The 24,151-nt window shown below is 59.4% G+C and carries 20 protein-coding genes and 1 tRNA gene; 13 read left to right on the top strand and 8 right to left on the bottom strand.

Translation table 11 applies throughout. The features are described 5' to 3' along the window. Positions 1-99: 99 nt before the first annotated feature. The 3 genes from MWU54_RS11700 to MWU54_RS11710 form a co-directional block, all read right to left on the bottom strand. Entirely contained in the window at positions 100-1,989 is a 1,890-nt protein-coding gene (locus tag MWU54_RS11700; protein ID WP_247083686.1) for an SLC13 family permease, read from the bottom strand. Positions 1,990-2,203: 214 nt separating this feature from the next. Then, on the bottom strand, positions 2,204-4,438 hold the full coding sequence (locus MWU54_RS11705; protein WP_247083693.1) for a molybdopterin cofactor-binding domain-containing protein: 2,235 nt from the start codon (positions 4,436-4,438) through the stop codon (positions 2,204-2,206). A gap of 3 nt (positions 4,439-4,441) precedes the next feature. After that, on the bottom strand, positions 4,442-4,903 hold the full coding sequence (locus tag MWU54_RS11710) for a (2Fe-2S)-binding protein (RefSeq protein WP_247083695.1): 462 nt from the start codon (positions 4,901-4,903) through the stop codon (positions 4,442-4,444). Positions 4,904-5,555: 652 nt separating this feature from the next. Here MWU54_RS11710 and MWU54_RS11715 point away from each other — a divergent pair. The 4 genes from MWU54_RS11715 (at position 5,556) to MWU54_RS11730 (ending at position 9,133) form a co-directional block, all read left to right on the top strand. Continuing rightward, a tRNA-Gly gene (locus MWU54_RS11715) sits at positions 5,556-5,629 on the top strand. A gap of 135 nt (positions 5,630-5,764) precedes the next feature. Then, a complete protein-coding gene (locus tag MWU54_RS11720; protein ID WP_247083697.1) occupies positions 5,765-7,564 on the top strand; it encodes an ABC transporter transmembrane domain-containing protein in 1,800 nt (599 codons plus the stop codon). 99 nt (positions 7,565-7,663) lie between these two features. Beyond that, positions 7,664-8,614, top strand: a complete 951-nt coding sequence (locus MWU54_RS11725) for an NAD(P)-dependent oxidoreductase (protein WP_247083699.1) — start codon at positions 7,664-7,666, stop codon at positions 8,612-8,614. 45 nt (positions 8,615-8,659) lie between these two features. Then, entirely contained in the window at positions 8,660-9,133 is a 474-nt protein-coding gene (locus tag MWU54_RS11730) for a hypothetical protein (protein ID WP_247083700.1), read from the top strand. Here MWU54_RS11730 and MWU54_RS11735 read toward each other — a convergent pair. The 3 genes from MWU54_RS11735 to MWU54_RS11745 are packed head-to-tail and all read right to left on the bottom strand — an operon-like array spanning position 9,130 to position 11,950. Beyond that, positions 9,130-9,750, bottom strand: a complete 621-nt coding sequence (locus MWU54_RS11735; RefSeq protein WP_247083708.1) for a hypothetical protein — start codon at positions 9,748-9,750, stop codon at positions 9,130-9,132. The two genes, MWU54_RS11730 and MWU54_RS11735, sit on opposite strands and share 4 nt — an antisense overlap. Beyond that, positions 9,747-10,277 carry a TadE/TadG family type IV pilus assembly protein gene (locus MWU54_RS11740; protein ID WP_247083717.1) on the bottom strand — a complete coding sequence of 177 codons (531 nt, stop codon included), beginning with the start codon at positions 10,275-10,277 and terminating at the stop codon, positions 9,747-9,749. Before MWU54_RS11740 ends, MWU54_RS11735 begins: the two co-directional genes overlap by 4 nt. An 8-nt stretch (positions 10,278-10,285) precedes the next feature. Continuing rightward, complete coding sequence (locus MWU54_RS11745) at positions 10,286-11,950, bottom strand: Tad domain-containing protein (RefSeq protein WP_247083719.1); 1,665 nt, start codon at positions 11,948-11,950, stop codon at positions 10,286-10,288. A 298-nt stretch (positions 11,951-12,248) separates the two neighbouring features. Between MWU54_RS11745 and MWU54_RS11750 the strand changes: the two genes are divergently transcribed. The 9 genes from MWU54_RS11750 to ribD all read left to right on the top strand — a co-directional run bounded on the left by MWU54_RS11750 (position 12,249) and on the right by ribD (position 21,034). Further along, entirely contained in the window at positions 12,249-13,685 is a 1,437-nt protein-coding gene (locus MWU54_RS11750) for a Glu/Leu/Phe/Val dehydrogenase (protein WP_247083721.1), read from the top strand. A 71-nt stretch (positions 13,686-13,756) separates the two neighbouring features. Beyond that, complete coding sequence (locus tag MWU54_RS11755) at positions 13,757-14,065, top strand: hypothetical protein (protein ID WP_247083723.1); 309 nt, start codon at positions 13,757-13,759, stop codon at positions 14,063-14,065. Positions 14,066-14,140: 75 nt separating this feature from the next. Next, positions 14,141-16,087, top strand: a complete 1,947-nt coding sequence (gene dnaG, locus MWU54_RS11760; protein WP_247083725.1) for a DNA primase — start codon at positions 14,141-14,143, stop codon at positions 16,085-16,087. A 112-nt stretch (positions 16,088-16,199) separates the two neighbouring features. Next, positions 16,200-18,185: an RNA polymerase sigma factor RpoD gene (rpoD, locus tag MWU54_RS11765; RefSeq protein ID WP_247083727.1), complete on the top strand. Its 1,986-nt coding sequence runs from the start codon at positions 16,200-16,202 to the stop codon at positions 18,183-18,185. Beyond that, on the top strand, positions 18,185-18,460 hold the full coding sequence (locus MWU54_RS11770) for an HlyU family transcriptional regulator (protein WP_247083729.1): 276 nt from the start codon (positions 18,185-18,187) through the stop codon (positions 18,458-18,460). The genes rpoD and MWU54_RS11770 overlap by 1 nt, the downstream gene beginning before the upstream one ends. Positions 18,461-18,581: 121 nt before the next feature. Next, positions 18,582-18,761: a hypothetical protein gene (locus tag MWU54_RS11775; protein ID WP_247083731.1), complete on the top strand. Its 180-nt coding sequence runs from the start codon at positions 18,582-18,584 to the stop codon at positions 18,759-18,761. 141 nt (positions 18,762-18,902) lie between these two features. Then, positions 18,903-19,307 (top strand): secondary thiamine-phosphate synthase enzyme YjbQ, encoded by a 405-nt coding sequence (locus MWU54_RS11780; RefSeq protein ID WP_247083733.1) that lies wholly within the window; start codon positions 18,903-18,905, stop codon positions 19,305-19,307. Between the two features lie 126 nt (positions 19,308-19,433). Beyond that, positions 19,434-19,913 (top strand): transcriptional regulator NrdR, encoded by a 480-nt coding sequence (nrdR, locus tag MWU54_RS11785; RefSeq protein ID WP_247084049.1) that lies wholly within the window; start codon positions 19,434-19,436, stop codon positions 19,911-19,913. A gap of 8 nt (positions 19,914-19,921) precedes the next feature. Then, positions 19,922-21,034: a bifunctional diaminohydroxyphosphoribosylaminopyrimidine deaminase/5-amino-6-(5-phosphoribosylamino)uracil reductase RibD gene (ribD, locus tag MWU54_RS11790; protein WP_247084051.1), complete on the top strand. Its 1,113-nt coding sequence runs from the start codon at positions 19,922-19,924 to the stop codon at positions 21,032-21,034. On the opposite strand, the gene MWU54_RS11795 is transcribed toward ribD, so the two are convergent. Both MWU54_RS11795 and MWU54_RS11800 read right to left on the bottom strand, forming a co-directional pair. Continuing rightward, on the bottom strand, positions 21,010-22,974 hold the full coding sequence (locus MWU54_RS11795) for a capsular polysaccharide biosynthesis protein (protein ID WP_247083735.1): 1,965 nt from the start codon (positions 22,972-22,974) through the stop codon (positions 21,010-21,012). The genes ribD and MWU54_RS11795 overlap by 25 nt on opposite strands. A gap of 68 nt (positions 22,975-23,042) precedes the next feature. After that, positions 23,043-24,107 carry a polysaccharide biosynthesis/export family protein gene (locus MWU54_RS11800; protein ID WP_247083737.1) on the bottom strand — a complete coding sequence of 355 codons (1,065 nt, stop codon included), beginning with the start codon at positions 24,105-24,107 and terminating at the stop codon, positions 23,043-23,045. Between the last annotated feature and the right edge of the window lie 44 nt (positions 24,108-24,151).

The raw sequence follows: 24,151 nt of genomic DNA on the forward strand, positions 1-24,151 counted from the left end.
GTTTTACCGGCCTGCGTCGGCAAACCCGTCTGACATACGCCTGTCAGCGACCGGTTTATGGGCATGTGTCGTGGCCGCGAAAGGCAGGTTGTGGCTTGACTAGAAAAACAACGTCAGCCCTGTCATCGAAACGATCAGGAACAGGATCGTCATGATTCCGCCTGACCGGATGAAATCGATCACGCGGTACCCGGCAGGCCCCATGATCAGGGCGTTCACCTGATGGGTTGGGATCAGAAATGAATTCGAGGTCGAGATCGCAACGGTCAATGCAAACACCGCTGGATCGCCTCCGGCCGAGATGGCGATTGAAATCGCCAGTGGCACAAGAAGCACCGTAGCGCCGACATTGGACATCACCAGCGTGAACGCGGTTGCCAGGATGGCCAGCCCGGCTTGCAAGGCCCACAACGGCCAGCCGTCCAGCAAGTCCAGAATATGCGCGGCGATCCAATCCGCGGTGCCGGTGTGTTGCACCGCCTGACCCAGCGGGATCAGTGAAGCAAGAAGGAAAACCGTGCTCCAGCTGACGGCCTCGTAGGCTTCGTCAATAGAGAGAACACGGCTGAGGACCATGCCGACCGCCCCGGTCAGGAGACACAGCGACAGTCGCGTGTCGGTCAGAAGGATCAGACCAAGCGACAGCGCAAAAAACGCAACCGCCCAAGCAACCTTGTGCGGGCGCAATTCTTCCTGCGGAAAATCCGACGTCACGACGACAAAATCGCGGTTTGACTTCAGCCGCGTCAGCCGGTCCCATTGAACGTGAACAACGGCGGTATCACCCGCCTGAAGGGGCACCTGTCCGATATGCGTGGCCGCGTGATCCTCGGTCTCGACATGGCTGAGCGTTTCTTCCCCGCGGTGGATGGCCAGCAGGGACAACCCATGTGTTTGACGCAACCGCAGCTCAATCGGGGTTTGCCCAATCACCGCCGATCCGGGCGGAATGACAACCTCGGCCACGCCGGATTGGGTTGCGGCGAAATCGTCGGAAAACACGTCCAGCTGTGGCAGGATTTCCAATCCGTACGGGTCCGCGAACTCTTCCTGAACCACACGCCGAAGACCAAGGACCGCCAGCCGTGCAGGTGCTTGAATGGTTGTGTCGGCCATCGGCGCGATAACCTTGTGGCCACGGTAGGACGTGCCAAGGATATACATGTGATGGGCCACCATCAGGTCGGCGAGGGTCTGGCCGATGATGATTGATCCTTCGGGAACCCTGACTTCAAAGATATCGGCACGCAGCCCATAGGTGTCTTCGATAAAAGACTGCATGGAGCGCGCCGAACTGGCGTCTTCGCCGCGTTCGCGCTGTGATGGCAGAACCCAGCGTCCAAACAGCACGAAATAGAGGATACCGGTCAGGACCAGCATCAACCCGACCGGAGTGACCGAAAACAATCCAAACGGGGCCATCTGCTGATCTGCAGGCAAGGTGTCATTGGTTGTCAGGATCAGGTCGTTCAGCAGGATAAGCGGCGATGATCCGACCATCGTGATCGTGCCGCCCAGAATGGCGCAGAAGCCCATTGGCATCAGCAATCGGCTCATCGCGATATTGGTGCGGGCCGAAATGCGGCTGATCACCGGCAGAAACAATGCCGCGGCGCCAACATTCTGCATGAACGAACTGATGATGCCGACGACACCCGACACGATGGGAATGATGCGGGCCTCGGTCGTGCCACCGCGTTTCAGGATCAGGCCTGCCACCTTCGACATGAGCCCGGTTTTGTCCAAGCCCGCGCCGATGATCATCACCGCGATGATCGACATCACGGCGTTCGAGGAAAAGCCGGTAAACAGGTTGGGTACATCGGCAAGATTGCCAAGACCCGGCAGGTAGCTCAGCCCGCCCAGCAGGACGAGGATGATCATGGCGGCCAGATCAATCCGGACGATTTCGGACACGAACAGGAAAATCGTAAACGACAGCACCGCCAAAACGGCCATCATTTCGAACGTAAGTGCCGGTAGCTCCATGCTTTCCTCCCAAACCCAGTCTAGTCAGGAGAAGCCGCAACCACCTAGCCGTTTTCCGGGTCTGGGGCTGGATCCGGTCAAGGTGTGTCCTCGCGTCCGATGCGATCGGTCAGAATGCGTTCCGCAATTGCACGGATTTTCATAGCAAGCGCCGTCGCCCCCCGCTTTGAAAGCGGGGGCAAGGTGAGACAATTTCGGAAATGCGCGCCTTGGCCTACACAAAGTCCACGAACTTGTTGAAGGGCATCTGGCGTATCCGTTTGCCGGTCGCTGCAAAGATCGCATTGGCCAGCGCCGGGGCCGCCGGAGGGACAGGAGGTTCACCAATACCGCGCACTTTGGTGCCGTTTTCCAGACCCTTCACAAAAATCCTGGGAGTCTGCCAGATGCGCATGGCTTCGTGATCATAGTAATTGGCTTGTTCCGCCATGCCATCCGCATAGGTGATTTCGCAATTCATTGCGTGCCCAAGGCCAAAAATGACGCCCCCCTCAACTTGGTTTTCAAAGTTGACGGGATCAATCACCGTGCCCACGTCACACGCGACCCAAACCGCGTCGATCCGGATGCCGGCGTCTGTATCGGTGACCAGCACAACCTCCGCCGTTGGGACGCCAAAGCTTTCCACAAACGCCACGCCTTTGCCTTGCCCGGGGGCAAGTGGTGCGCCCCAATCCGACATCTCGGCAACTGTTTCAAGAACGGTTCTGCTGACTTCGTGCGTCATCAGGCGAATGCGTTCGGCCATTGGGTCCGCCCCGGCTGCGTGGATGGTTTCGTCCAGCAAGCTGTCAAAAAAGAACCCCGCGCCCGGTGCGCCCACGGCGCGCCAGGACGAGGTCGGCGCCAGTTCCGACGCGCGGTATGCGCGCAGACGGAAGTTGTCGATGCTGTAGGGGTTGTTCCACGCCCCAGCCGCGATCTGGATGTCCGGACCGGGTACGGACAATCCCAACCGACCCATCTGCGATGTGATCACTGACGGTGCGGCGATCTGCAGGTCCAGCGCGATCACTTTGCCATCCGCAACCGTCCCACGCCCCTTGGCCATCGAGATGTGCCGTGGAAAGTCCTGCGCAAAATCCGTTTCGCGGGAGTAGGTCATCTTGATCGGGGTGCCGCGCATCCGGTTGGCCACTTCTGCGGCTTGTTTGACAAAGTCGAGCTCCAGCCTGTGGCCAAAGCTGCCACCGATGAAGTGGTTGTGAAAAATCACGGCTTCCGCATCGTGGCCTGTGACCTTTGCGACCTGCTGTTGCAGGAAAACGGGCATCTGGTGGCCGGTCCAGACCTCGACCTGATCGTCGGTGACCAGAACGGTTGCGTTTAGCGGCTCCAACGGTTGATGAGCCACGTACGGTGACCTGTAGGTCGCCTCGATCACGTTTCCCGCTGCGCTGTCAACCGCGCCGTCATTGCGCCATGTGCGATCCAGGTGGTCGTCGGTGAAGGATGCGTCAAGCGTGTCCCAATGGTCGGCCTGATCCGCAGGGTAGGGGGCAGGGCCCCAGTCGATGCCGATCGCCTCGGCCGCCTTGAAAGCGCGCCATGTGTTGTCGGCGACAATCGCGACACCATTGGTGATCTCAAAAATGTCCCGAACGCCGCGCATGGTTTTCGCTGCACTGGCATCATACCCGTTCAGAACGCCCCCTTTGCGCGGGTTCAAACGTACCGTTGCGTGCAGCATGCCGTCGCGGTCTACGTCGATCCCGTAGCGCGTGCTGCCGGTCGTTTTGCCCTCGATATCCAGCCGTTCCATTGGCTGGCCAACAAGACGCCACTCGGATGGCGCGCGCAGGACAACGTCTGACACGGGCTCCAGTTCAGCCGCCAAGGGGGCCAGGGCGGTATATGCGATCCGTGACCCGTCTGGCAGGTGCACAGCGCCCTCCTTGGTGGTCAGTTGATCCACGGGCACCCCGCTTTGCTGTGATGCCGCAAGCTTCAGCGTTTCGCGCGCAATGGCAGCCGCGTATCGCAGTTTGTCGAAACTGTCGGGCATCGAGGTTGATCCACCGGTGCCCTGAACACCCAGAATCTTGAACGCGCTGCCCATGACGGCGCGGGTTGCTTCGGCGACCACACTGGTATCGGTGGACATGAATGGCACGCCTTCTTCGGCCATCGCGGTGTTGTAATACGCTTGGTCGGGCTGGCCGAAATCAATCTCGAATTGCCCGAATTCAATATCGAGTTCCTCGGCAATCAGGGCGGCTTGCGCGGAGGCCACGCCTTGTCCCTTGTCGGCATGCGGTGTGATCAGGGTGACCTTTTCGGGTGAGATCAGAACCCAGGGATTGAAACTGGCTTCATCCGGCGCAAGCGTCGCTGCAACGGGGTTGGGCAGGTTGCGCATCGCCAGATAGGTCCCAAAGGCCACCCCGCCACCGATGGCCACAGAGCCGACCAGGAAACTGCGTCGTGTGATCGTTTTCAAACGTCCCATGGGTCAGGTCCCCTGCAATTTCTGCGCGGCGGTATGAATGGCCGCCCGGATCCGGGGATACGTGCCACAACGGCACAGGTTGCCGCCCATCGCGTTGTCAATGTCGTCATCGGACGGGTCTTGGCGTTCGGCCAGCAAGGACGCCGCCTGCATGATCTGGCCGGACTGGCAATAGCCGCATTGCGCAACCTGATGTTCGATCCACGCTTCTTGCACGGCCTGCATCGCATCTTGCTGTGCCAAGCCTTCGATGGTCGTGATCCGGGCGCCGGACGCGTCAATCGCTGCAACCTGACAACTGCGGACGGCCTGACCGTCCAGATGGACCGTGCACGCACCGCATTGCGCGACACCACATCCGTACTTGGTGCCTTTGAGGTTCAGCTCATCCCGAAGCACCCACAGCAGGGGCATATCGTCTTCGACATCCACGTCGTGCTCGGTTCCGTTGACGGTAAGTTTCATCTGCGTTCCATGCCTGTTTCGAGGGGCAATTGACGACAAGGCCAAGTGGTGACCACTGTGAGCAACCTTGACACACCAAGGCCAGCCCCGACCAGTCCAAGACATAGTCTAGATTCGAAGACGGCCGTGTATAGACTGACGTGACGATAAACACCCATCTCTGTGTGATCCGAATGGAATAGGCCCTGCGCCAAGGCGCGGACACGATCCTGATCACCGGTGTGGTGCAATCGAACTTTGCACGCTTGGCCGCGTCCGTCGCGCGGTCACGGGGGATGCGCGCAATCGTCTAGTTGGAAGGGCGGGTTCCGGGTAAATCCGACAGCTATTACGCATCCGGCGATGTCTTTTTGTCCCGCATCATGGGGGCAGAGATCGTGTCTTATCCGAAACATGGTTTGACAAACCCGGGTCATCTGCGCGTCGTCAGTCACATAGATCAGACCGGTTCACCGCGCGTGTTCGAACCCTGAACCATGCCCCGATGCAGAAATCAGTGGGTCCTGACCGAAATGCAACACGCTTTCCTCTCTAACCACAAGGCGTAGCGGTGCGATGTGCCGACGGGATGATGGCTGTTCCAATATCTCAAAATCCGCCGCAGCAGATGCTTGACCTCGGATGAGCCATGTCATAGGTCGTATCTCGCTGAGCGGGCGTTGTGTAGTGGTAAGACCTTAGCCTTCCAAGCTAATGACGCGGGTTCGATTCCCGCCGCCCGCTCCAAGCCAAATTTCCTTTTTCTTGCACATCACATGATGCCCCCGCACGGCGCGGCAAATCGGCCTTTGCGCTGGGTTCGACTTGACCCTCGGGGTCGGGCCACGGTTTAACGAGTGCCAATCAATTTACGGGTATGAAATGGCCGACACGCAAGTCGCTCCGACGAAGAATGAAGAACGGGCGAAATCCAAAAAAATCGGATCGCTCGCCGCGCTCTGGCCCTTTGTGCAGCCCTATCGCTTGCTCATGGTCGCGGCGCTTCTGGCGCTGTCGTTGACAGCTGCGGTATCGCTGATTCTGCCGATGGCGGTTCGGCGGGTTGTTGACAACTTCGACACGCAAGATGGCGCGCTTCTTGACCTCTATTTCTCGGCTGCTTTGGGGATTGCCGCGTTGCTGGCGGTGGGAACGGCGCTGCGCTATGCGCTGGTGACCCGGCTGGGTGAACGGGTGGTCGCAGATATCCGCAAAGCGGTGTTTGCACGTGTGATCGGGCTGAGCCCGACCTTCTATGAAAATGTGATGACAGGCGAGGTTCTCAGCCGCATTACGACCGATACCACCCTGATCCTGAGTGTCATTGGATCGTCCATCTCGATCGCGTTGCGCAACGTTTTGATTTTCTTTGGCGGTTTGGTCCTGATGCTGATTACATCAGCCAAGCTGACCGCGATGGTGTTGCTGATCGTGCCGGGGGTTGTGGTGCCGATCCTGTTCCTGGGGCGCAAGATGCGCAAGCTGAGCCGGGAAAATCAGGACTGGATCGCGGCGTCATCGGGCAATGCGTCCGAAGCCTTGCTGTCGGTTCAGACAGTGCAGGCCTTTACCCACGAAGATATCTCGCGGGCAGCGTTCGCAGACGTAACGGAGAAAAGCTTTGATGCCGCGCGGCGTCGGATCTGGACGCGGGCGCAGATGACGGCAATCGTGATCTTCCTCGTGTTCACGGGCATTGTTGGCGTTCTCTGGATCGGCGCAACTGACGTTCGAAACGGCGATATGAGCGTTGGCGCTCTGGTGCAGTTTGTCATCTACGCGGTCATGGTCGCGGGCGGGGTTGCTGCACTTTCAGAGATCTTCGGAGAATTGCAGCGTGCCGCAGGCGCGACCGAGCGGCTGGTTGAACTGCTGCACGCCGAAGACACGGTCACTGATCCCGAGCTGGCGGTGGTTCTGCAAGAACCGGTGCGCGGTGAGATAACCTTTGACGATGTGCATTTTACCTATCCAAGTCGTCCGGACGTGGCGGCTTTGGACGGGGTGTCGCTGACCATTTCACCGGGCGAAACCGTTGCCGTGGTCGGGCCAAGCGGCGCGGGCAAGACAACGATCATCCAGTTGATCCAGCGGTTTTATGACCCGTCCTCAGGTGCTGTCTGCATCGACGGAACCCGCATTGACAGTCTCAACCGGGATTCCTTCCGTAAGCATATCGCGCTCGTGCCGCAGGATCCCGTGATCTTCGCAGCCTCGGCCCGCGAGAACATTCGGTTTGGCCGACCCGACGCAACCGATGCCGAGATCGAAGCCGCGGCCAAGGCGGCGGCTGCGCATCAGTTCATCTCGGACCTGCCGGACGGGTATGACAGCTATCTGGGCGAACGGGGCGTCATGTTGTCGGGCGGGCAAAAGCAGCGCATCGCGATTGCGCGCGCCATCCTGCGGGATGCGCCGATCCTCTTGCTGGACGAGGCGACCAGTGCCTTGGATGCGGAAAGCGAACGCGCGGTGCAACGCGCCGTCGATGAACTGTCCGAGGGACGGACAACCGTGATCGTCGCGCACCGCCTTGCGACCGTGAAGAAAGCGGACCGCATTGTTGTCATGGATCAGGGCCGCATCGTTGCGACCGGTGCCCATGATGCGTTGGTGTCCGAAGACGGCCTTTACGCACGCCTCGCGCGGCTGCAATTCACCGATGGCATGGCGGCCGAATAGAAACCGGATCAAACCGCCCGTCCAAGTGTCGGTTTTGGCCCTGACAGGCCAATCGTCCTTGCTGCACCTTGACCCTGTGTCAAATAGCAGGAGACGGCGATGAAGGTGGGTTTTATTGGTCTGGGTGCGGTGGGGGCCAAGCTGGCAGGTACGCTGGCCCGAAACGGCGTCGATCTGACGGTCTATGATCTTGATCCCGCGCGGCTGTCACTGTTGACGGACCAAGGCGCAACGGCGGGGCAGGGACCGTCACAGATCATGCGCGCCTGCGACGTTGTCATCACAAGTCTGCCCAGTCCCGCAGCATCCCAGAGTGTTCTTGATCTGCTGCTGCCCGAAATCAGACCCGGCAAAATCTGGATCGAAATGTCCACGACCGACCCCGAAGCCATCAAAGCCCAGGCACAGGCGGTGGTTGCCAAGGGAGGACGCGCTGCGGATTGTCCCGTCTCCGGGGGATGCCACCGCGCCGCAACCGGGAACATCTCGATCTTTGCCGGTTGTGACCGGGACACCTTTGAAACCGTATTGCCACTGCTGACCGTGATGGGGCGGCGTGTGCTGCATACCGGTGACGTGGGCTCTGCGAGCGTTCTGAAAGTGATGACCAACTACCTTGCCACGGTCCATCTGGCGTCGCTCTGCGAAGCGATGACGACGATGGCTGCGCACGGGATCGATCTTGCCACCACCTATGAGGCAATCAAGGCGTCTTCGGGGACGTCTTTTGTACACGAAACGGAAAGCCAATTGATCTTGTCCGGATCGCGTGACGTTGATTTCACACTGGACCTTGTTCTCAAGGACATTGGCCTGTTTCAAGATCTGGCAGATGCCAAAGGCGTCCCGCTGGAGATCTCGCCAAAGCTGATTGACATCGTCAAGGACGGGCAGACTCGGTATGGCGACCGGGCCCAATCGGACCGGTTGATTGAACGGTTGGAAGACGCCACCGGCCTGACGATCCGCGCGCCGGGATTTCCGCAGGAACTGGTGGATGACGAGCCCGAGGAACGGGGTCACGAGATCGTGCGACACGTCTCGCCATGAGATAACGAATAGGCTATGCGCGGGCCGACACGGTGGGAGTGGGCCATGAGCGACGATATCATTGCAGTTGTAGATCCAACCGGGCCGCGCCGTTGGCTGGGGATTGGCATGTTGTCGGTCTTGGGCGGGCTGCTGATCTATGTCGCGATTGCGCAACCGCCCCAGATTCTGGCCTGGCAGGTCTTTCTGATTGTTCTGGGCGTGCTGTCGCTGTGGTTCGCGCAGCGTCTTCAGGCGGCGACGACGCGAAAGCTGTATCTGACCGAAACCCAATTGGTCGACAGCGATGGCACCGTACTGACCGAGGTTTCCGAAATCGTGTCGGTCAACCGTGGCATGCTGGCGGTCAAGCCGTCGAATGGGTTCATGCTCAAATTGAAAAGCCCGGCGCCACGGGCGTGGCAGCCGGGTTTGTGGTGGCGATTTGGTCGCCGTGTTGCGGTGGGCGGGGTCACGCCGGGTGGTCAGACCCGCCCAATGGCCGATATCATCGCGGTGATGATTGCCAAAGACACTTAGGACGGTGCCTCGGGCGTTTCTTCAGGGCCTTGGACGCCGTTGAAGTTCGACCCGTCGTTGACACCTTCAAAGATCACCTGCGATGCAAAGCGGGGGCGGGTGAAGGAATAGGTCTCGATATCGAAGGGGCCGATTCCGGCAACGTCGAAGGTTGGCGCATAGGCATCCCGAGTTTCCACAAGGATAAGCTGGTCAGCATCCGCCATCGCCGGCATGCGATCCGCATACAGGTTCAGGTTCGCATTCGTCAGAGCAGACCAGTCTCCACGGCTTTCCGACCAAATGACGTTATGCACGCTGCTGGTATCGTCATACTGGATCACCGTCACGCGCAGGTCGACATCCGCACCGTTGGACTTTGTCAGATAGAACAAAAGGTTGCGGGCGTTCGAAATATACGCGTCGTCCAGCATCTCGGTTTCCCGAGAGATGATGTCGCCGATTGTATAGTTCGCTTTGATGCTGATGCTTTGTTGGCGCATCACGTCAAAGTAAACCCACGATGCCGCGAAAATGACTGCCAGGGCAGGGAAGACAATGACCGCTTCAACGCTGGTGCTGCCTTCCGTGTTGCGCGCAAACCGGCGCAACGAGGTTTTCATCAGACGGGTAATCATGTCGATGGCTCCTGTACAAAGGCCGAGAAGGAAACGATCTTCGTGAGACCTTCATCGTCGGTGTAGAACGATCCGGCGAGCATGCCCGTTGGCGCAATCGGGCGGTACTTGTAGCATGCACGCAGGTACATCAGCTCATTGTCCTGACCAGCTTCGAACTGGCGCAGCGGGTTCACGGCACGCGCGGTGTCCACGCAATCCGCGTTCGCGGGAGGACTGGACCATGCACGAAGATCGAGCGGGACCATTTCCAGTTGCAGGGTCTGTTCACAGTCCGCAAGAAGTGGCGCGCCTTCGCAGATGGCCGTCTTCAGAGCGCCGTGCGTCAGTTCTTCGCCAGTGCCCAGACGAACGGCCCGCACGGTTGAGTCGAGCGAACGCTCCAACTGTGTGTGTCGCATGGTCATGGCACCCATCTCGATGGTCGCAATGATCAGGATGAGGAAGAGAGGGACCCAGAGGACAAACTCGATGGTGTGCACCGCGCCCTTCTCATCGCGCAGGAAGGCGCGCAATTTGGATTTCATAAAACGGGTCATTGGGTCAGCCTCAACTGGTTAATGGTACGCGCAATCTGTTGGAACGCATCGCTGATCTCGAGACCATCCACCGCAAAGTAGTGGGCGGGAGACGACGCACAGTCACGCATGGCATCTTGTCCACGGGTTGGCGCTTCGAAGCCAATGGCAAAGATCGTAATGTCCTGGTCACGGGCGGCTTGGCAGATTGTAGACAGCCGTGCGTCAGCAGAGTTGCCACCAACCGTCGCTTCGTAAGCATAGTAGACGTTGCGGTAGGTGTTGTAGCTGAACCAGTTGTCCTCGTACGGCTTGCGGTAGAATTTCCGCGCATATCCGCGTGTACCCCAGCGTGCGAACACTTCGGCATTGGTCATCTGACGGGCGTTGCCGCCGCCATCCGGATTGCCACGATAGCGGGAACTCCAACCATCGTTGCGATAGCGCTCCCAGTACCAGACATCGTTGCTGCTGCCGCTCCAGTCGCGGACCTGCAGCGAGAAACGGTCGTTGCCGGGATTGTTGTCACCACGGTCGTCAATCCAGAGATCAGACATGCCGTATTTGAATTGATTTTTCAGGTCATACTGCGTGGTGTTCATGCCATCTGTCATGACCACGGCGATCTTGATCGCGTCTTCTGCAGTATAGGCTGCCGGACGCCCGGATGCTTCGCCGACGATCAAGCCGTCAGAAATCATGCTGCTGACGACTGGCCGTGCAGATGGATCAAGAAGCGCAACACCCCATTTCATGCCCAGATCGATCGCGGTGTTGCCACCAGCGCCAAGCGAGGCGATGTGTGTTGTCAGTGCTGTCTCGTCGGAACTGTGCACCATGATCGCACCATAATCGTCATCCGCACACCAGGACCGGTGGTTCGGTGTGTTGCTGGTGCTGGTCGACCATGGGTCAAAATGTGCGAGGCGTCCGATTTCCTGTGTCGGGTCCAACGTCGTGGTGTTGAATGCACCGCTCGGGAAAACGCCACAGTTCGAATAATCATGCGAATCTTCGAGGTCGTAGTAGCTCGCCACGGTTGAGCCGAGGTTCACAGTCGCGTTGTACGGTACGACGTTGATCGTGGTCAGACCGGAATCATCTTCCTTGATCACGGTTTCAACAAAGTCGGTCGCCGCGTTCCGCAGGTTTCCGATCTTGTTATTGCTGCCCATCGAACCCGAGATGTCGAGAACCATGGAGATTTCGACATTCGCGATCCGCTCTTCCGCCGTCGCTTCGCCTTCGGTGTGAAGCACATCGACGCCGAGCATCTGCAGGAAGTTCGCACCAACGTCGCGTTCCGCCTGGGCGTTCACGATGCGGTGGCTGAGCCCCTGATCCACGGTGACGCTTGATAGCGCGTCTTCCATGTTCATGGCGGCAAAATACTCGTGGACGACCAGCTCGGGATCCAGTTCCTGATCCAGGTTGGCCGCAGCAAGCACCGCGCGATCCAGGGTGTTTTGAAGCTTGGTACGTTGCACCTCGGAATAGATCATGTCGATCCCGACGCCGCCAAATACCAGCATTACCATCGACCCGCTTAATGCGAGGATCGACATATTGCCATCGGTTTCCCGGGTGAAGCGGCTCAAAGTTCCGGCCACTGACGACCGCAACGCAGATTTCTTCCGTTTCCCGACCGGCAGCCTTGGCAGAAGGTTGCTTAATCCGATCATTAGTTACCTCTTTCCCGCCCCTTCAGGACGGACTTACACCCCACTTAACTATTGGGAGAAGTGAAGGCAGAAGGCGGCAAGATTGCGGCGTCAAATGTGGAATAAATGTGGAGTGTATTGAAATCGCAGAATAATTCCGGTGTTCTGACCTGTATTGAAGCCTGTTTCGCAACAATACGCTTTAAAACTGGGAAATACGGGTCGTCGGGGCGCAATCAAAAAGCATGCAAAGTTAACCAAGCTGTCATAGGCTGCACGATAATGACAGGCGAACGCTTGCACGATCCGGGAGGGACCTATGAACGGCATACCAGCGAACGAACCCACATTTCGAGAATCCGTCGACCTCATGTTCAATCGCGCCGTTGCGCTGATGGACCTGCCGCCCGGCCTTGAAGAAAAAATTCGCGTCTGCAACGCAACCTATACTGTCCGCTTCGGTGTGCGGCTGCGCGGGCAGATCAAAACCTTCACCGGATACCGGTCTGTGCATTCCGAACATATGGAGCCGGTCAAGGGCGGCATCCGGTTTGCGCCATCCGTACACCAGGACGAGGTTGAGGCGCTTGCCGCCCTGATGACGTATAAATGCGCCTTGGTCGAAGCCCCGTTCGGCGGCTCCAAAGGTGGGCTTTGCATCGACCCTCGTGAATATGATGATCACGAAATGGAACTGATCACCCGCCGCTTTGCCTACGAACTTGCCAAGCGCGACATGATTCATCCCGCGCAGAACGTACCCGCCCCGGACATGGGCACGGGGGAACGTGAAATGGCGTGGATCGCGGATCAATACGCGCGAATGAACACCACGGACATCAACGCACGGGCCTGTGTAACAGGCAAACCGCTGAACAATGGCGGCATCTCGGGGCGGGTCGAAGCAACCGGGCGCGGGGTTCAATACGCCTTGCGCGAATTTTTCCGCAATCCCGAAGACATCAAGGCGGCTGGCCTGTCGGGCAAGCTCGACGGCAAGCGCGTAGTGGTGCAGGGCCTTGGCAACGTGGGCTATCACGCCGCGAAATTCCTGCGGGACGAGGATGGCTGCAAGATCATCGGCATCATCGAACATGACGGCGCCCTGTTCAACGAGAGTGGGCTGAGTGTTGATGCCGTGCGTGAATGGATCGTCAAACACGGCGGTGTCAGCGGGTTCCCGGATGCAGCACACACCGCCGAAGGTGCGACCGTGCTGGAATGCGACTGCGATATCCTGATCCCGGCCGCGCTGGAGGGCGTGATCAATCTTGGCAATGCCAAGCGGATTCAAGCCCCCCTGATCATCGAGGCCGCAAATGGCCCGATCACGGCCGGGGCGGACGATGTTCTGCGCGCAAAGGGTACGGTGATCATCCCCGACATGTACGCCAATGCGGGGGGTGTGACGGTGTCCTATTTCGAATGGGTCAAGAATCTCAGCCATATCCGCTTTGGCCGCATGCAGCGCCGCCAGGAAGAGGCGCGGCACGAATTGATTGTCAGTGAACTGGAACGGTTAAGCGACCATCTGGGTGATAAATGGTCGATGACGCCGGATTTCAAATCCAAGTATCTGCGCGGTGCCGACGAATTGGAACTGGTGCGCTCTGGTCTCGATGACACAATGCGGATTGCCTACCAGGCCATGCGCGAAGTGTGGCACGGCCGCGAGGACGTGACTGATCTGCGGACCGCCGCTTATCTTGTCTCGATTGAAAAAGTCGCGGCAAGCTACCGCGCCAAGGGTCTCTGATTGGTGACAACCGGTTTGGGCTGCGGTAAAACGGGACGACCTATCGCAGCCAACCGGACCGAGACCCTGCCATGATCCGCCTTACGTTTGCCGCTGCCGCGGTCACACTGTCGCTCTCCTTACCGTCCTTCGCCCAGGACCCTGGCAAAGTGGCCGAATGCCGCAAGCAGGGGCAGATCGCGACGAATATCATGTCCGAACGCAAGAACGGCGCGAACTCGCGTCGGGCAGAGCGACGGGTCGTCCGCGCCTTGCCCGATGACGCCAAGAACTACGAAGTTGCCGTACCGGCGTTGGTCGAGTGGATTTACAGCCTGCCCGAAGACCAAATGACACCAGAGGTCAGCAACGCGCTCTATCAGGCCTGCCTCGCTCAATAGTCGATCTGCCGTTTCGCAAGCACACAGAGCCGACGCGCACTGGACTCTCGACCTCGCAAACCCGATATTCTTGGGATGAGCCTTCCACCCGGATTTCTAGATGAATTGCGCACGCGCACCAGCCTGACACAGGTGGTTGGTCGCAAAGTCCTGTGGGACACGCGCAAATCAAATCAGGCCAAGGGTGATATGTGGGCTCCGTGCCCGTTCCATCAGGAAAAGACGGCCAGTTTTCACGTCGACGACCGCAAAGGCTATTACTATTGTTTTGGCTGTCACGCCAAAGGCGACGCGATCTCCTTTGTTCGGGAAACGGAAAATGTCGCCTTCATGGAAGCGATTGAAATTCTGGCGGGTGAGGCTGGCATGCCCATGCCAGCAAAGGACCCGCGCGCGCAGGAAAAAACCGATCACCGCGCCAAGCTGATCGAGGTGATGGAACACGCGGTCCGTTATTTCCGCATGCAACTGCGCAGCGGTGCCGGGTCTGCCGCACGCGATTACCTGCAACGTCGGGGGCTGGACGAGGCCACCCAAGACAGGTTTGGCATCGGCTTCGCGCCTGCAGGCTGGCAAAACCTTTGGGATCACCTGACAGGGCAGGGCGTTTCCGCCGACCACATCATCGAGGCCGGGCTGGCCAAGCCGTCGCAGAAGGGCGGCAAGCCCTATGACACGTTCCGCAATCGCATCATGTTCCCGATCAACGATGCGCGGGGGCGTCCAATTGCCCTTGGCGGACGGGCGATGGATCCGGATGACAACGCCAAGTACCTGAACAGTCCCGAGACACCGCTTTTTGACAAAAGCCGCACACTTTATAATCAGGGCCCCGCGCGCGAGGCAGCAGGCAAGGGCCAGCCGCTGATCGTGGCCGAGGGGTATATGGACGTGATCGCGCTTGCCACTGGCGGGTTCGATGCGTCTGTCGCGCCACTTGGCACGGCGGTCACGGACACCCAATTGCAGATGCTCTGGCGGATCACCGATGAACCGATCATGGCGCTGGATGGCGACAAGGCCGGGTTGCAGGCGGCGTACCGGGTGATTGATACGGCACTTCCACTGCTTGAGGCGGGCAAGTCCCTGCGTTTTGTTCTTTTGCCCGAAGGCAAAGATCCGGATGATCTGATCCGGTCTGACGGGCGCGAGGCCATGAAGACGTTGATCGAGGCGGCCCAGCCGATGGTGCAGCTTCTTTGGCGGCGCGAAACCGAAGGCCGCGTGTTTGACAGCCCGGAACGCAAAGCGGCGTTGGACAAGACGCTGCGCGAACGGATCCGCACCATTCAGGATCCTTCCTTGCGAAGCCATTACGGTGAAGAGATCAAACGCCTGCGCTGGGATTTGTTTCGCGGACGTGGCCCGTCAAACGATAGCCCGTATCGTCGTGCCCAGAACCGGTTCCCGCAAGCCCCGGCCGAGGGCACCCGGTCGTCACTTCTCGTGTCCGGAGGAGAGGACGTGGAAAACCGCTTGCGCGAAGCGGTGATCCTTGCGGCCCTGATCACGACGCCGGACCTGATTGGCGAATTTGAGAGCCAGCTTGAGATGATGCCGTGCATTGATCCGGATCACGCGGTTCTCAGATCGTGTCTTTTGCAACACGCCGACCACCCGGCAGATGCGATCCCTGCGGCCGCGAACGCGGCTTTGGGCGGGGATGCCCTTGAAAAACTGTGCCGGTCTCGCCATGTCGCCATAACGCCCTGCGTGCGCAACCCCGGAGACCGCGAGCTTGCGCGCCTGACGATTGCCGAAGAACTTGCCAAACTAGAGGCCCAATCCGGGCTGTACGCAGAAATTGCCGAAGCCTCAGAGGATTTGAACGGTCCGGCAGATGAAACAGTAACGTGGCGGTTAAGCCAGGCCGCCAAAGCCCGCCAATCCGCGCAACGCGCGCAGGCCGAGGACAAGACAGAATACGATACAGGTCCCAACGGGGCCGCAATCAGCCGGGAAGAACGCAGCGCCTTTGCTGCATTGATGGAAACCATTCGTTTCGACAAACCACGAAGCTAGCATCGTTTTGCTAAGGAACGCGTAAACGAATAAAGGTAAACGGGTGTGCGAATCGCTATTTCGCGCTAATGATTCGGGTCAATCGAATCGCCCCGCCTCGACAGGAGCATCCATGGCCGCCAAAGATAACGACGACGCCAAGACCGAAGACCGCGAGGAAGATGTCAGCCTCGACATGAGCCAAGCCGCCGTTAAGAAGATGATCGCCGATGCGCGAGAACGTGGCTACATCACATACGATCAGCTGAACGAGGTGCTGCCTCCGGATCAGGTCAGTTCTGACCAGATCGAAGACGTGATGTCGATGCTCTCGGAAATGGGGATCCAGGTTACCGAGGAAGACGAGGAAGCCGACGAGGACGACAAGGGCACCACCGACCTTGTTCAAACCGCGAAACCCGGCGAAGTCACTCTGGCCTCCGGCACGGCAGAAAAGCTGGATCGGACAGACGATCCGGTGCGGATGTACCTGCGCGAAATGGGCAGCGTGGAACTGCTGTCCCGCGAAGGCGAGATCGCGATTGCGAAACGCATCGAGGCTGGCCGCAACACGATGATCGCCGGGCTGTGCGAAAGCCCGCTGACGTTTCAGGCGATCACCATCTGGCGCGAGGAACTTCTGAGCGAAGACATCCTGCTGCGCGACGTGATTGATCTTGAGACGACGTTCGGCAACCAGATGGGCGAAGATGAAGAGGTCGAAGCGCCGGTTGTCGCCGGTGCCGAAGCGCCCGCGTCAGAGCAGAAGAGCGAAGACAAGCAAGAGTTGGACGCCGATGGCAACCCGATTGCCACAGATGATGACGATGACGATGACGAACAGGCGAACATGTCGCTTGCGGCGATGGAAACCGCGCTGAAACCGCGGGTTCTGGAAACGCTGGACCGCATCGCTCAGGACTACGAAGAACTGTCCAGCATGCAGGACAACCGCATCTCGGCAACGCTGAACGAAGATGGGTCGTTCAGTCAGGGGGATGAGGACCGCTATCAGAAACTGCGCTCGGAAATTGTGGAACTGGTGAACGAACTGCACCTGCACAATAACCGGATCGAGGCGTTGATCGACCAGCTGTACGGCATCAACAAACGCATCATGTCGATTGACAGCGCGATGGTGAAGCTGGCCGATCAGGCCCGCATCAACCGACGTGAGTTTATTGACGCGTATCGTGGGCGCGAACTGGACCCGAACTGGCTGGACGAGATGGGCGAAAAGTCCGGTCGCGGCTGGCAGATGTTCATCGAACGCTCGCTGCCCAAGGCCGAAGAACTGCGCGCCGACATGGCGCAAGTGGGTCAGTATGTAGGCCTCGACATCTCTGAATTCCGTCGCATCGTGGCGCAGGTTCAGAAAGGTGAGAAAGAGGCGAGGCAGGCCAAGAAAGAAATGGTCGAAGCCAACCTGCGTTTGGTCATCTCGATTGCCAAGAAGTACACGAACCGCGGCCTGCAGTTCCTTGACCTTATCCAGGAAGGCAATATCGGCCTGATGAAGGCGGTTGATAAGTTCGAATATCGCCGTGGCTACAAGTTCAGCACCTATGCGACTTGGTGGATCCGTCAGGCGATCACCCGGTCCATCGCGGATCAGGCACGTACCATCCGTATTCCGGTGCACATGATCGAAACGATCAACAAACTGGTCCGCACCGGACGCCAGATGCTGCACGAGATCGGCCGCGAACCGACACCCGAGGAATTGGCAGAAAAGCTGCAAATGCCTTTGGAGAAGGTGCGCAAGGTGATGAAGATCGCCAAGGAGCCGATCAGCCTCGAAACGCCGATTGGCGACGAGGAAGACAGCCAGCTTGGGGATTTCATCGAGGACAAGAATGCTGTGCTGCCTTTGGACAGCGCCATTCAAGAAAACCTCAAGGAAACCACGACGCGGGTTCTGTCATCGCTCACACCACGCGAAGAACGTGTCCTGCGGATGCGCTTTGGCATCGGGATGAACACCGACCACACGCTTGAAGAGGTTGGCCAGCAGTTCAGCGTGACGCGCGAACGTATTCGCCAGATCGAAGCGAAAGCGTTGCGGAAACTGAAACACCCAAGCCGCTCACGCAAGCTGCGCAGCTTCCTGGATCAATAATGTCGTTTCTCAAAAAACTCTTTGGCGGGGGTGGCGGGTCCACCCCCTCGACGCCCGCCGAGGTGCATGACGGGTTCACCATTTTTGCCGAACCGCTGAAAGACGGTGGCACATGGCGGATTGCCGCGCGGATCGAAAAAGAGATCGACGGCGAGGTCAAAACCCATCAGATGACGCGCGCCGATACTCTGCAAAGCCATGAAGAAGCGGTGAAAGCAACTTTGGCGAAGGCTAAGATGCTGATTGATCAGCAGGGCGAGACGATTTTCCGCTAAGCGCACCGCGCTGTCATCTTCACGAAAATCTCACACCACAACACCGCACATCACCCCTGCGCGTTTGCGCCTTTCATCACGCGTGTTCGTCCCCATCTTTTGGGCATGAAAGGACACCGTCATGAAACAGGCTCTCTTAGCTCTTGCTCTCCTGGCCCCAACTCTGGTGGCCGCTTACCCGAACCCCAACGTCACCGCATCCATCAGCGCGGGTGACCTTGTGGATACGATCTGGACGCAACCCATTCCTGCGCCATTGATCCTGGCGGACAGCTCTCTCTTGCCGCCGAAGTCCCAATAAGACCACTCACGAAGCCGCCCTGTGTCACCGATCAACAGGGCGGCGCGTCCTCTTCAGGGCGCATTCCGCTGCTGTTCCGGTTCGTTCCATGGGCTGGTAAGACATGCATGATCCGGTCCCAGTCACAAAGAGCACGGCATCTTGCAAACGACATTCACGATCCCGACCCACGGCGCTGGCCTGTATGAATTCACGCGCGACGTCGCGGGATGGGTTCAGGGTTCCGGGCTTCTGACGTTGTTCATTCAGCATACGTCTGCCAGCCTCCTGATTCAGGAAAATGCGGATCCAGAGGTGCAAACCGATTTGCAGGCCTTTTTCCACCGACTTGTGCCGCCCACCACGGACCCCGCGATGTCATACCTGACGCACACCTACGAAGGCCCCGACGATATGCCCGCCCATATCAAGGCGGCGATGATGCCTGTGTCCTTGTCCATTCCTGTCACACAAGGGCGTCTGGCGCTTGGGACATGGCAGGGGCTTTACGTGTTCGAACATCGATCCGCCCCGCATCACCGCAAGGTTGTTGCGCATTTGGCATGACTTTTTACCACTGATTGCGGTGTGAAATCGCCTCTACCCAAAACTTCGGGGCTGACCTATAGTGGCTGTGGATAAGTGGGAAAAACCCACAGTCTGAGGCAGAGACGAAAAAGAGGGGGACGGCCAATGCGCTGCCCGTTTTGCGGAAATATTGATTCACAGGTAAAAGACAGCCGTCCGGCGGAGGATCACGTCGCCATCCGCCGCAGACGCTTTTGTCCGGCATGTGGTGGCCGGTTCACCACCTACGAACGAGTCCAGTTGCGCGATTTGGTGGTGATCAAATCCAACGGACGGCGCGAGGATTTTGATCGGGACAAATTGGAACGGTCAATCCGCATGGCGATGCAGAAACGCCCGATTGAGCCGGACCGAATTGATCAGATGATTTCCGGGATCGTGCGCCGACTAGAAAGCATGGGCGAAACCGACATCGACTCCAAGCAGATTGGTGAGATCGTGATGGAGACCCTGGCCCGGATCGATACGGTGGCCTATGTCCGTTTTGCCAGCGTGTACAAGAATTTCCAGGAAGCAGACGATTTCGACAAATTCGTCAGCGAACTGCGCCCCAACGAAAAAGACAAGACCAAACCCGAAGAGTGAGCGCCACCATGCGCCCGGATGATGCGTTCTATATGGACCGGGCTTTGGAACTCGGGCGGCGGGGGCTTGGCAACACGTGGCCGAACCCCGCTGTCGGCTGTGTCGTGGTGCGGGATGGGGACATTGTCGGCGAAGGGTGGACGCAACCGGGTGGACGCCCGCATGCGGAAACCGAAGCGCTGGCCATGGCGGACGATCGCGCCAGGGGGGCGACCGCTTATGTCACGCTGGAACCCTGCGCCCATCAGGGGCAGACGCCACCTTGCACCGATACGCTGATCGCCGCCGGGATCGCCCGGGTTGTTGCGCCGTTTTCCGACAAGGATCCCCGCGTGTCAGGCCAGGGCTTTGCGCGGCTCCGGGAGGCGGGGATTGACGTGACCACAGGTGTCGGCGCGGACAGTGCCGCGGTAGATCATGCCGGGTTCTTTTTGCGCACCGAACTTGGGCGTCCACTTGTCACGCTGAAACTCGCAACCAGCCTTGACGGACGCATCGCCACGGCCAGCGGCGACAGCCAGTGGATCACCGGCCCAGAGACGCGCGCCCACGTGCACCATCTACGGGCCTGCCACGATGCCGTGATGGTCGGCGCAGGCACGGCCCGCGCGGATGACCCGCTTTTGACGGTTCGCGGGCCAGACGTCCCGAAACAGCCGGTTCGCATCGTGGTGACCCGTCGGCTGGACATTCCTAGAGACAGCAAACTTGTGTCGACCCTGCCGGAAGCGCCGCTTTGGCTCTGCCATGGGGATGACGCCCCGGCAGAGGCGCGCGCGGCGTGGCAGGCGCTTGGGGCAATCCTGATCCGGGTTCCCTTGGTCGGGCGTCAGCTTGATATCGGGGCGCTGATGCAGGCGTTGGGGACACAGGGCCTGACACGGGTGTTCTGCGAAGGTGGTGGCGAATTGGCGGCCAGCCTCTTTGGGGCGGATGTTGTGGACCGTCTGGATCTGCACATGGGGGGCGTCATCATCGGGGCCGAAGGTCGCCCGGCGCTGGGGGCCCTGGGTCTTGAGAAACTGTCTGATGCACCGCGCTTTCACCTCTTGTCCGTCCGACACATCGGGGAGGACGTGGTCCAAAGCTGGACGCGTCAGCGCCGCCAGAGCCAAGCATAACCTGACAGCAGCCCTTGCGCTTTGGCCAGTATACGCAACCGCTTTGATTGCGCTGTGCGCCCTGACACCAAACGATCCAGAGCCACTTCGACAGGACACGCGGCATTGGTCACCGGATCATGGTAGCGCGGATAGCCAATCAGCGCGGCGTGCGCCAAACCTTCCAGGGTGACAGGCGTATTGCGTCGCTCCGGCATCGCACAAAGATCGGCTGTCAGGCCCCAACCCGCGTAAAACGGGATGCCCAACGTGGTGACAGACGCACCGCGCAGCAACGCCTCGAACCCGGTAAGCGAAGTCAGCGTCCAGACCGCATCCACATGTCCCAAAAGCGAGGCCATCGGGACATCCTCTACCACAAGGTCGGCCCAGGTTTCGGCATGTGCCACCTTGCCGGGTCGCAGGTTCGCCTGCACATCCGGATGCGGTTTGTAGATGATAAATGCGTCGGGATTTGCGCGTCGGACATGCTCTAGCAAGACGGCGTTGGTTTTGATGTCCGGACTACCAAGGCGCACGGATGCGTCGTCTTCCACCTGCCCGGGCACGAGAAGAACGGTCCGCCCCTGAACATCCGGAAGCGTATCGTCCGACAGGCCCGTCGCGTATTTCGTGATGCCGTGTTCCACCAGCGCATCAATCAGTCGGCGCGCCCGACGGATGTCTTGGGCCGAGAGCTTCGCGCTTTTGGAGATCAGCGTTTCAAGATGGGATGGGCGGGTCGGATCGTAGTAGATCCCAAGATCGTCCAGCGCGAGCGACACCGGCGGCACCAGCTCCGCGCCCAGACCGTTTGACCGCAGAAAGCCGTCTTCGACGCTCCAATCCGCCGTATGCGACGACCCCCACGCCATCTTACGGCGGTGTCCATCTGTGTCAGATGATCCAAACCGCATCGGAACATGTGCACCGAACATGGCTTGCATGTGCGGTCGCTTCCACAAACTGATGTTGGATGCGATCCACCCGTGGCGGTCCTCGATCCATGTGCGTTGTGTCGCTTCCAGCGTGTCAACAACGCGTTCAAGTCCGCACAGAACATCGTCAAACGGATCATACCAGACCGGAAACTGGATCATCGCACCTGCAAACAGTTGGGCGCGGGTCAGTTTGCGCTGGCGACGAGGGAAGCTGTGTTCATCCTCGGTCAAACCCCATCCGGCATAACACGGCGTGCCGAACACGCGGGGTTTGTGTCCGGCCAAAATGGCTTCGAACCCCATCTGAGAGGACAGGGTATAGACCGCAATGGCCCCTTCCAGAAGATCGTAGGGCGCATAGTCGCCCTCCACAAAAGCGATCCTGTCAGACAGATGCGCATCGGTATAATGCCCACCGCGCTTGCCGGAAGTGGTTTCCGGATGCGATTTGATCAGGATGCGCGCGGCCGGGTGTTCGGTCTGTGCATAGTACAGCATCTCGGCAAATCGCGCGCGCGCCGTGTCTACGCCGGGGACCGACGCCTGCACCGACGCGTCGCCTTCGGCTTGATCGATCACAAGCACATACCCGGGCTCCAGGAGAGGCAGATCAGGATCATAGGCACAATATTTCGACAGCTTCAGTGTCCGAAGGCGGGCGATCAACCCGCGCGCTTCATCCAGCAACGCGGTGTCATCCAATGGGCTTTCGATCAAGTGGGTCTCGATGCCCGACGGGCGCGACGCGTCGAAATGCAGACCCGTCCGATCCAGCAGCAATCCCAGGGGCGGTTCGCGGCCAACGCGCCCGGGGTGAAGGGACCGCAGAAAAGCATCCTCAACACGCAGCACCGGACTGTCCGTTTTGTCGGCGACGGACACTCCCCGGCTTGCACTGGGCGTTGCCCCCCAAACGCCGATCCAATCGCCCTCGGACGGGCGACCGACGGATACCGACCAGCCGCTGAGCGACAGGATCCGCTTGATGCGCGTCTGGGTCAGAAATCCACTGTTATACACGCACAAACGCCGGGGTGTTGATCCCCCGGCGTTCGCAATGTGATGTCTTGCGTCAGGCACGCTGGCGCTTACGGGCTGGTGGTTCCACCAGTGGCGGCATCGGCCAGCCCCTGGGCCCCGCCCAAAGTGCCCGTGATGGCAGCAATGGTCCGGTTCCACTGAACAATCGGGGCCTCTGTGACATAGATCGTGTCCCCGTCCCGGATCAGGAAATCGCGTGCAACGAACAATCCGTTCGGCTCTGTCAGGTCAAGCACGTAGATCATGCGCTGGGCACCAACAAGATCGGACCGTCCCAGCACGGCGTTCGAGATTTCCGCCGGTTCGTTGCGGAAAATGAACACGCCGGTGGGGTCCGCCGTGGTTGCGATCAGGCCACCCAACTGTGCAAGCGCTTCGACCGCAGACAACGTGCGGCTGTCAAATGTCAGCTGCGTTTGCGATCCTGCCGCACCCAGCGCGGTAAAGGACCGTTGGTCGGCCTCGACCAGAATGCGGTCGCCGTCGCGCAAGGCGACATCCAGCTTGGGATTGGCGTAAAGATCTTCGAACCAGATGGTTTCGCTGTGCCCGTTGCGCGTCAACGTGATCTGAGCGATCTCGGGCGACGTTCCGACGCCCCCTGCGCTGGCCAGCATCGACGCCAGCGTGCGGGTGGGGCGGGTGATCGGGAACACGCCTTGCGTGCCAGCAGACCCGAGGATCGACACTGTCGCCCCGTCACCGGCCAATCGACGGACCTCGACCTGCGGGTCCGGCGTCTGGTCTTCAAGTTTCTTTGTAATGATCCGGCGAATGGCCTCGGGCGTGTTGCCCGCAGCTTTGATGCGACCGGCATAAGGAACAAAGATAAACCCGGATCCGTCAACCTGAACGTTTTCAAGCGACGTGGCATTGGAGGCCTCACCGGCCAGCAACCCGTCATCGACGTTTTCCCAGATCGTCAAACCCAGCGTATCGCCGGGTCGGATGGTATCTGCGCCCTGCAGGCTTGTGTTTTTAAGGCGGTCGGAAAATCCAAGCGCGGGTACAACGGCGGTTGTGCGCGTCACCCGGTCGTTGACGGCCACAATAAACGCATCGCCTTCGCGCTGTACCGAACCGGCAAAGATCTGGTTTTTGCTCGGCCCCATCCCGGGCAACGTGCACGATGCCAGGAAGGATGCGCACAGCACCA

Source organism: Marivita sp. S6314 (assembly GCF_023015985.1).
Lineage (GTDB): Bacteria > Pseudomonadota > Alphaproteobacteria > Rhodobacterales > Rhodobacteraceae > Marivita.

What these genes read in the sequence shown, in the direction of transcription:
- MWU54_RS11745 (WP_247083719.1), bottom strand. Translation starts at nt 11,950, where the DNA reads ATGATCGGATTAAGCAACCTTCTGCCAAGGCTGCCGGTCGGGAAACGG.
- dnaG (WP_247083725.1), top strand. Translation starts at nt 14,141, where the DNA reads ATGAGCCTTCCACCCGGATTTCTAGATGAATTGCGCACGCGCACCAGC.
- MWU54_RS11725 (WP_247083699.1), top strand. Translation starts at nt 7,664, where the DNA reads ATGAAGGTGGGTTTTATTGGTCTGGGTGCGGTGGGGGCCAAGCTGGCA.
- MWU54_RS11705 (WP_247083693.1), bottom strand. Translation starts at nt 4,438, where the DNA reads ATGGGACGTTTGAAAACGATCACACGACGCAGTTTCCTGGTCGGCTCT.
- MWU54_RS11735 (WP_247083708.1), bottom strand. Translation starts at nt 9,750, where the DNA reads ATGATTACCCGTCTGATGAAAACCTCGTTGCGCCGGTTTGCGCGCAAC.
- MWU54_RS11750 (WP_247083721.1), top strand. Translation starts at nt 12,249, where the DNA reads ATGAACGGCATACCAGCGAACGAACCCACATTTCGAGAATCCGTCGAC.
- nrdR (WP_247084049.1), top strand. Translation starts at nt 19,434, where the DNA reads ATGCGCTGCCCGTTTTGCGGAAATATTGATTCACAGGTAAAAGACAGC.
- MWU54_RS11770 (WP_247083729.1), top strand. Translation starts at nt 18,185, where the DNA reads ATGTCGTTTCTCAAAAAACTCTTTGGCGGGGGTGGCGGGTCCACCCCC.
- MWU54_RS11710 (WP_247083695.1), bottom strand. Translation starts at nt 4,903, where the DNA reads ATGAAACTTACCGTCAACGGAACCGAGCACGACGTGGATGTCGAAGAC.
- ribD (WP_247084051.1), top strand. Translation starts at nt 19,922, where the DNA reads ATGCGCCCGGATGATGCGTTCTATATGGACCGGGCTTTGGAACTCGGG.
- MWU54_RS11700 (WP_247083686.1), bottom strand. Translation starts at nt 1,989, where the DNA reads ATGGAGCTACCGGCACTTACGTTCGAAATGATGGCCGTTTTGGCGGTG.
- rpoD (WP_247083727.1), top strand. Translation starts at nt 16,200, where the DNA reads ATGGCCGCCAAAGATAACGACGACGCCAAGACCGAAGACCGCGAGGAA.
- MWU54_RS11720 (WP_247083697.1), top strand. Translation starts at nt 5,765, where the DNA reads ATGGCCGACACGCAAGTCGCTCCGACGAAGAATGAAGAACGGGCGAAA.
- MWU54_RS11740 (WP_247083717.1), bottom strand. Translation starts at nt 10,277, where the DNA reads ATGAAATCCAAATTGCGCGCCTTCCTGCGCGATGAGAAGGGCGCGGTG.
- MWU54_RS11755 (WP_247083723.1), top strand. Translation starts at nt 13,757, where the DNA reads ATGATCCGCCTTACGTTTGCCGCTGCCGCGGTCACACTGTCGCTCTCC.
- MWU54_RS11730 (WP_247083700.1), top strand. Translation starts at nt 8,660, where the DNA reads ATGAGCGACGATATCATTGCAGTTGTAGATCCAACCGGGCCGCGCCGT.
- MWU54_RS11775 (WP_247083731.1), top strand. Translation starts at nt 18,582, where the DNA reads ATGAAACAGGCTCTCTTAGCTCTTGCTCTCCTGGCCCCAACTCTGGTG.
- MWU54_RS11800 (WP_247083737.1), bottom strand. Translation starts at nt 24,107, where the DNA reads ATGGGGCCGAGCAAAAACCAGATCTTTGCCGGTTCGGTACAGCGCGAA.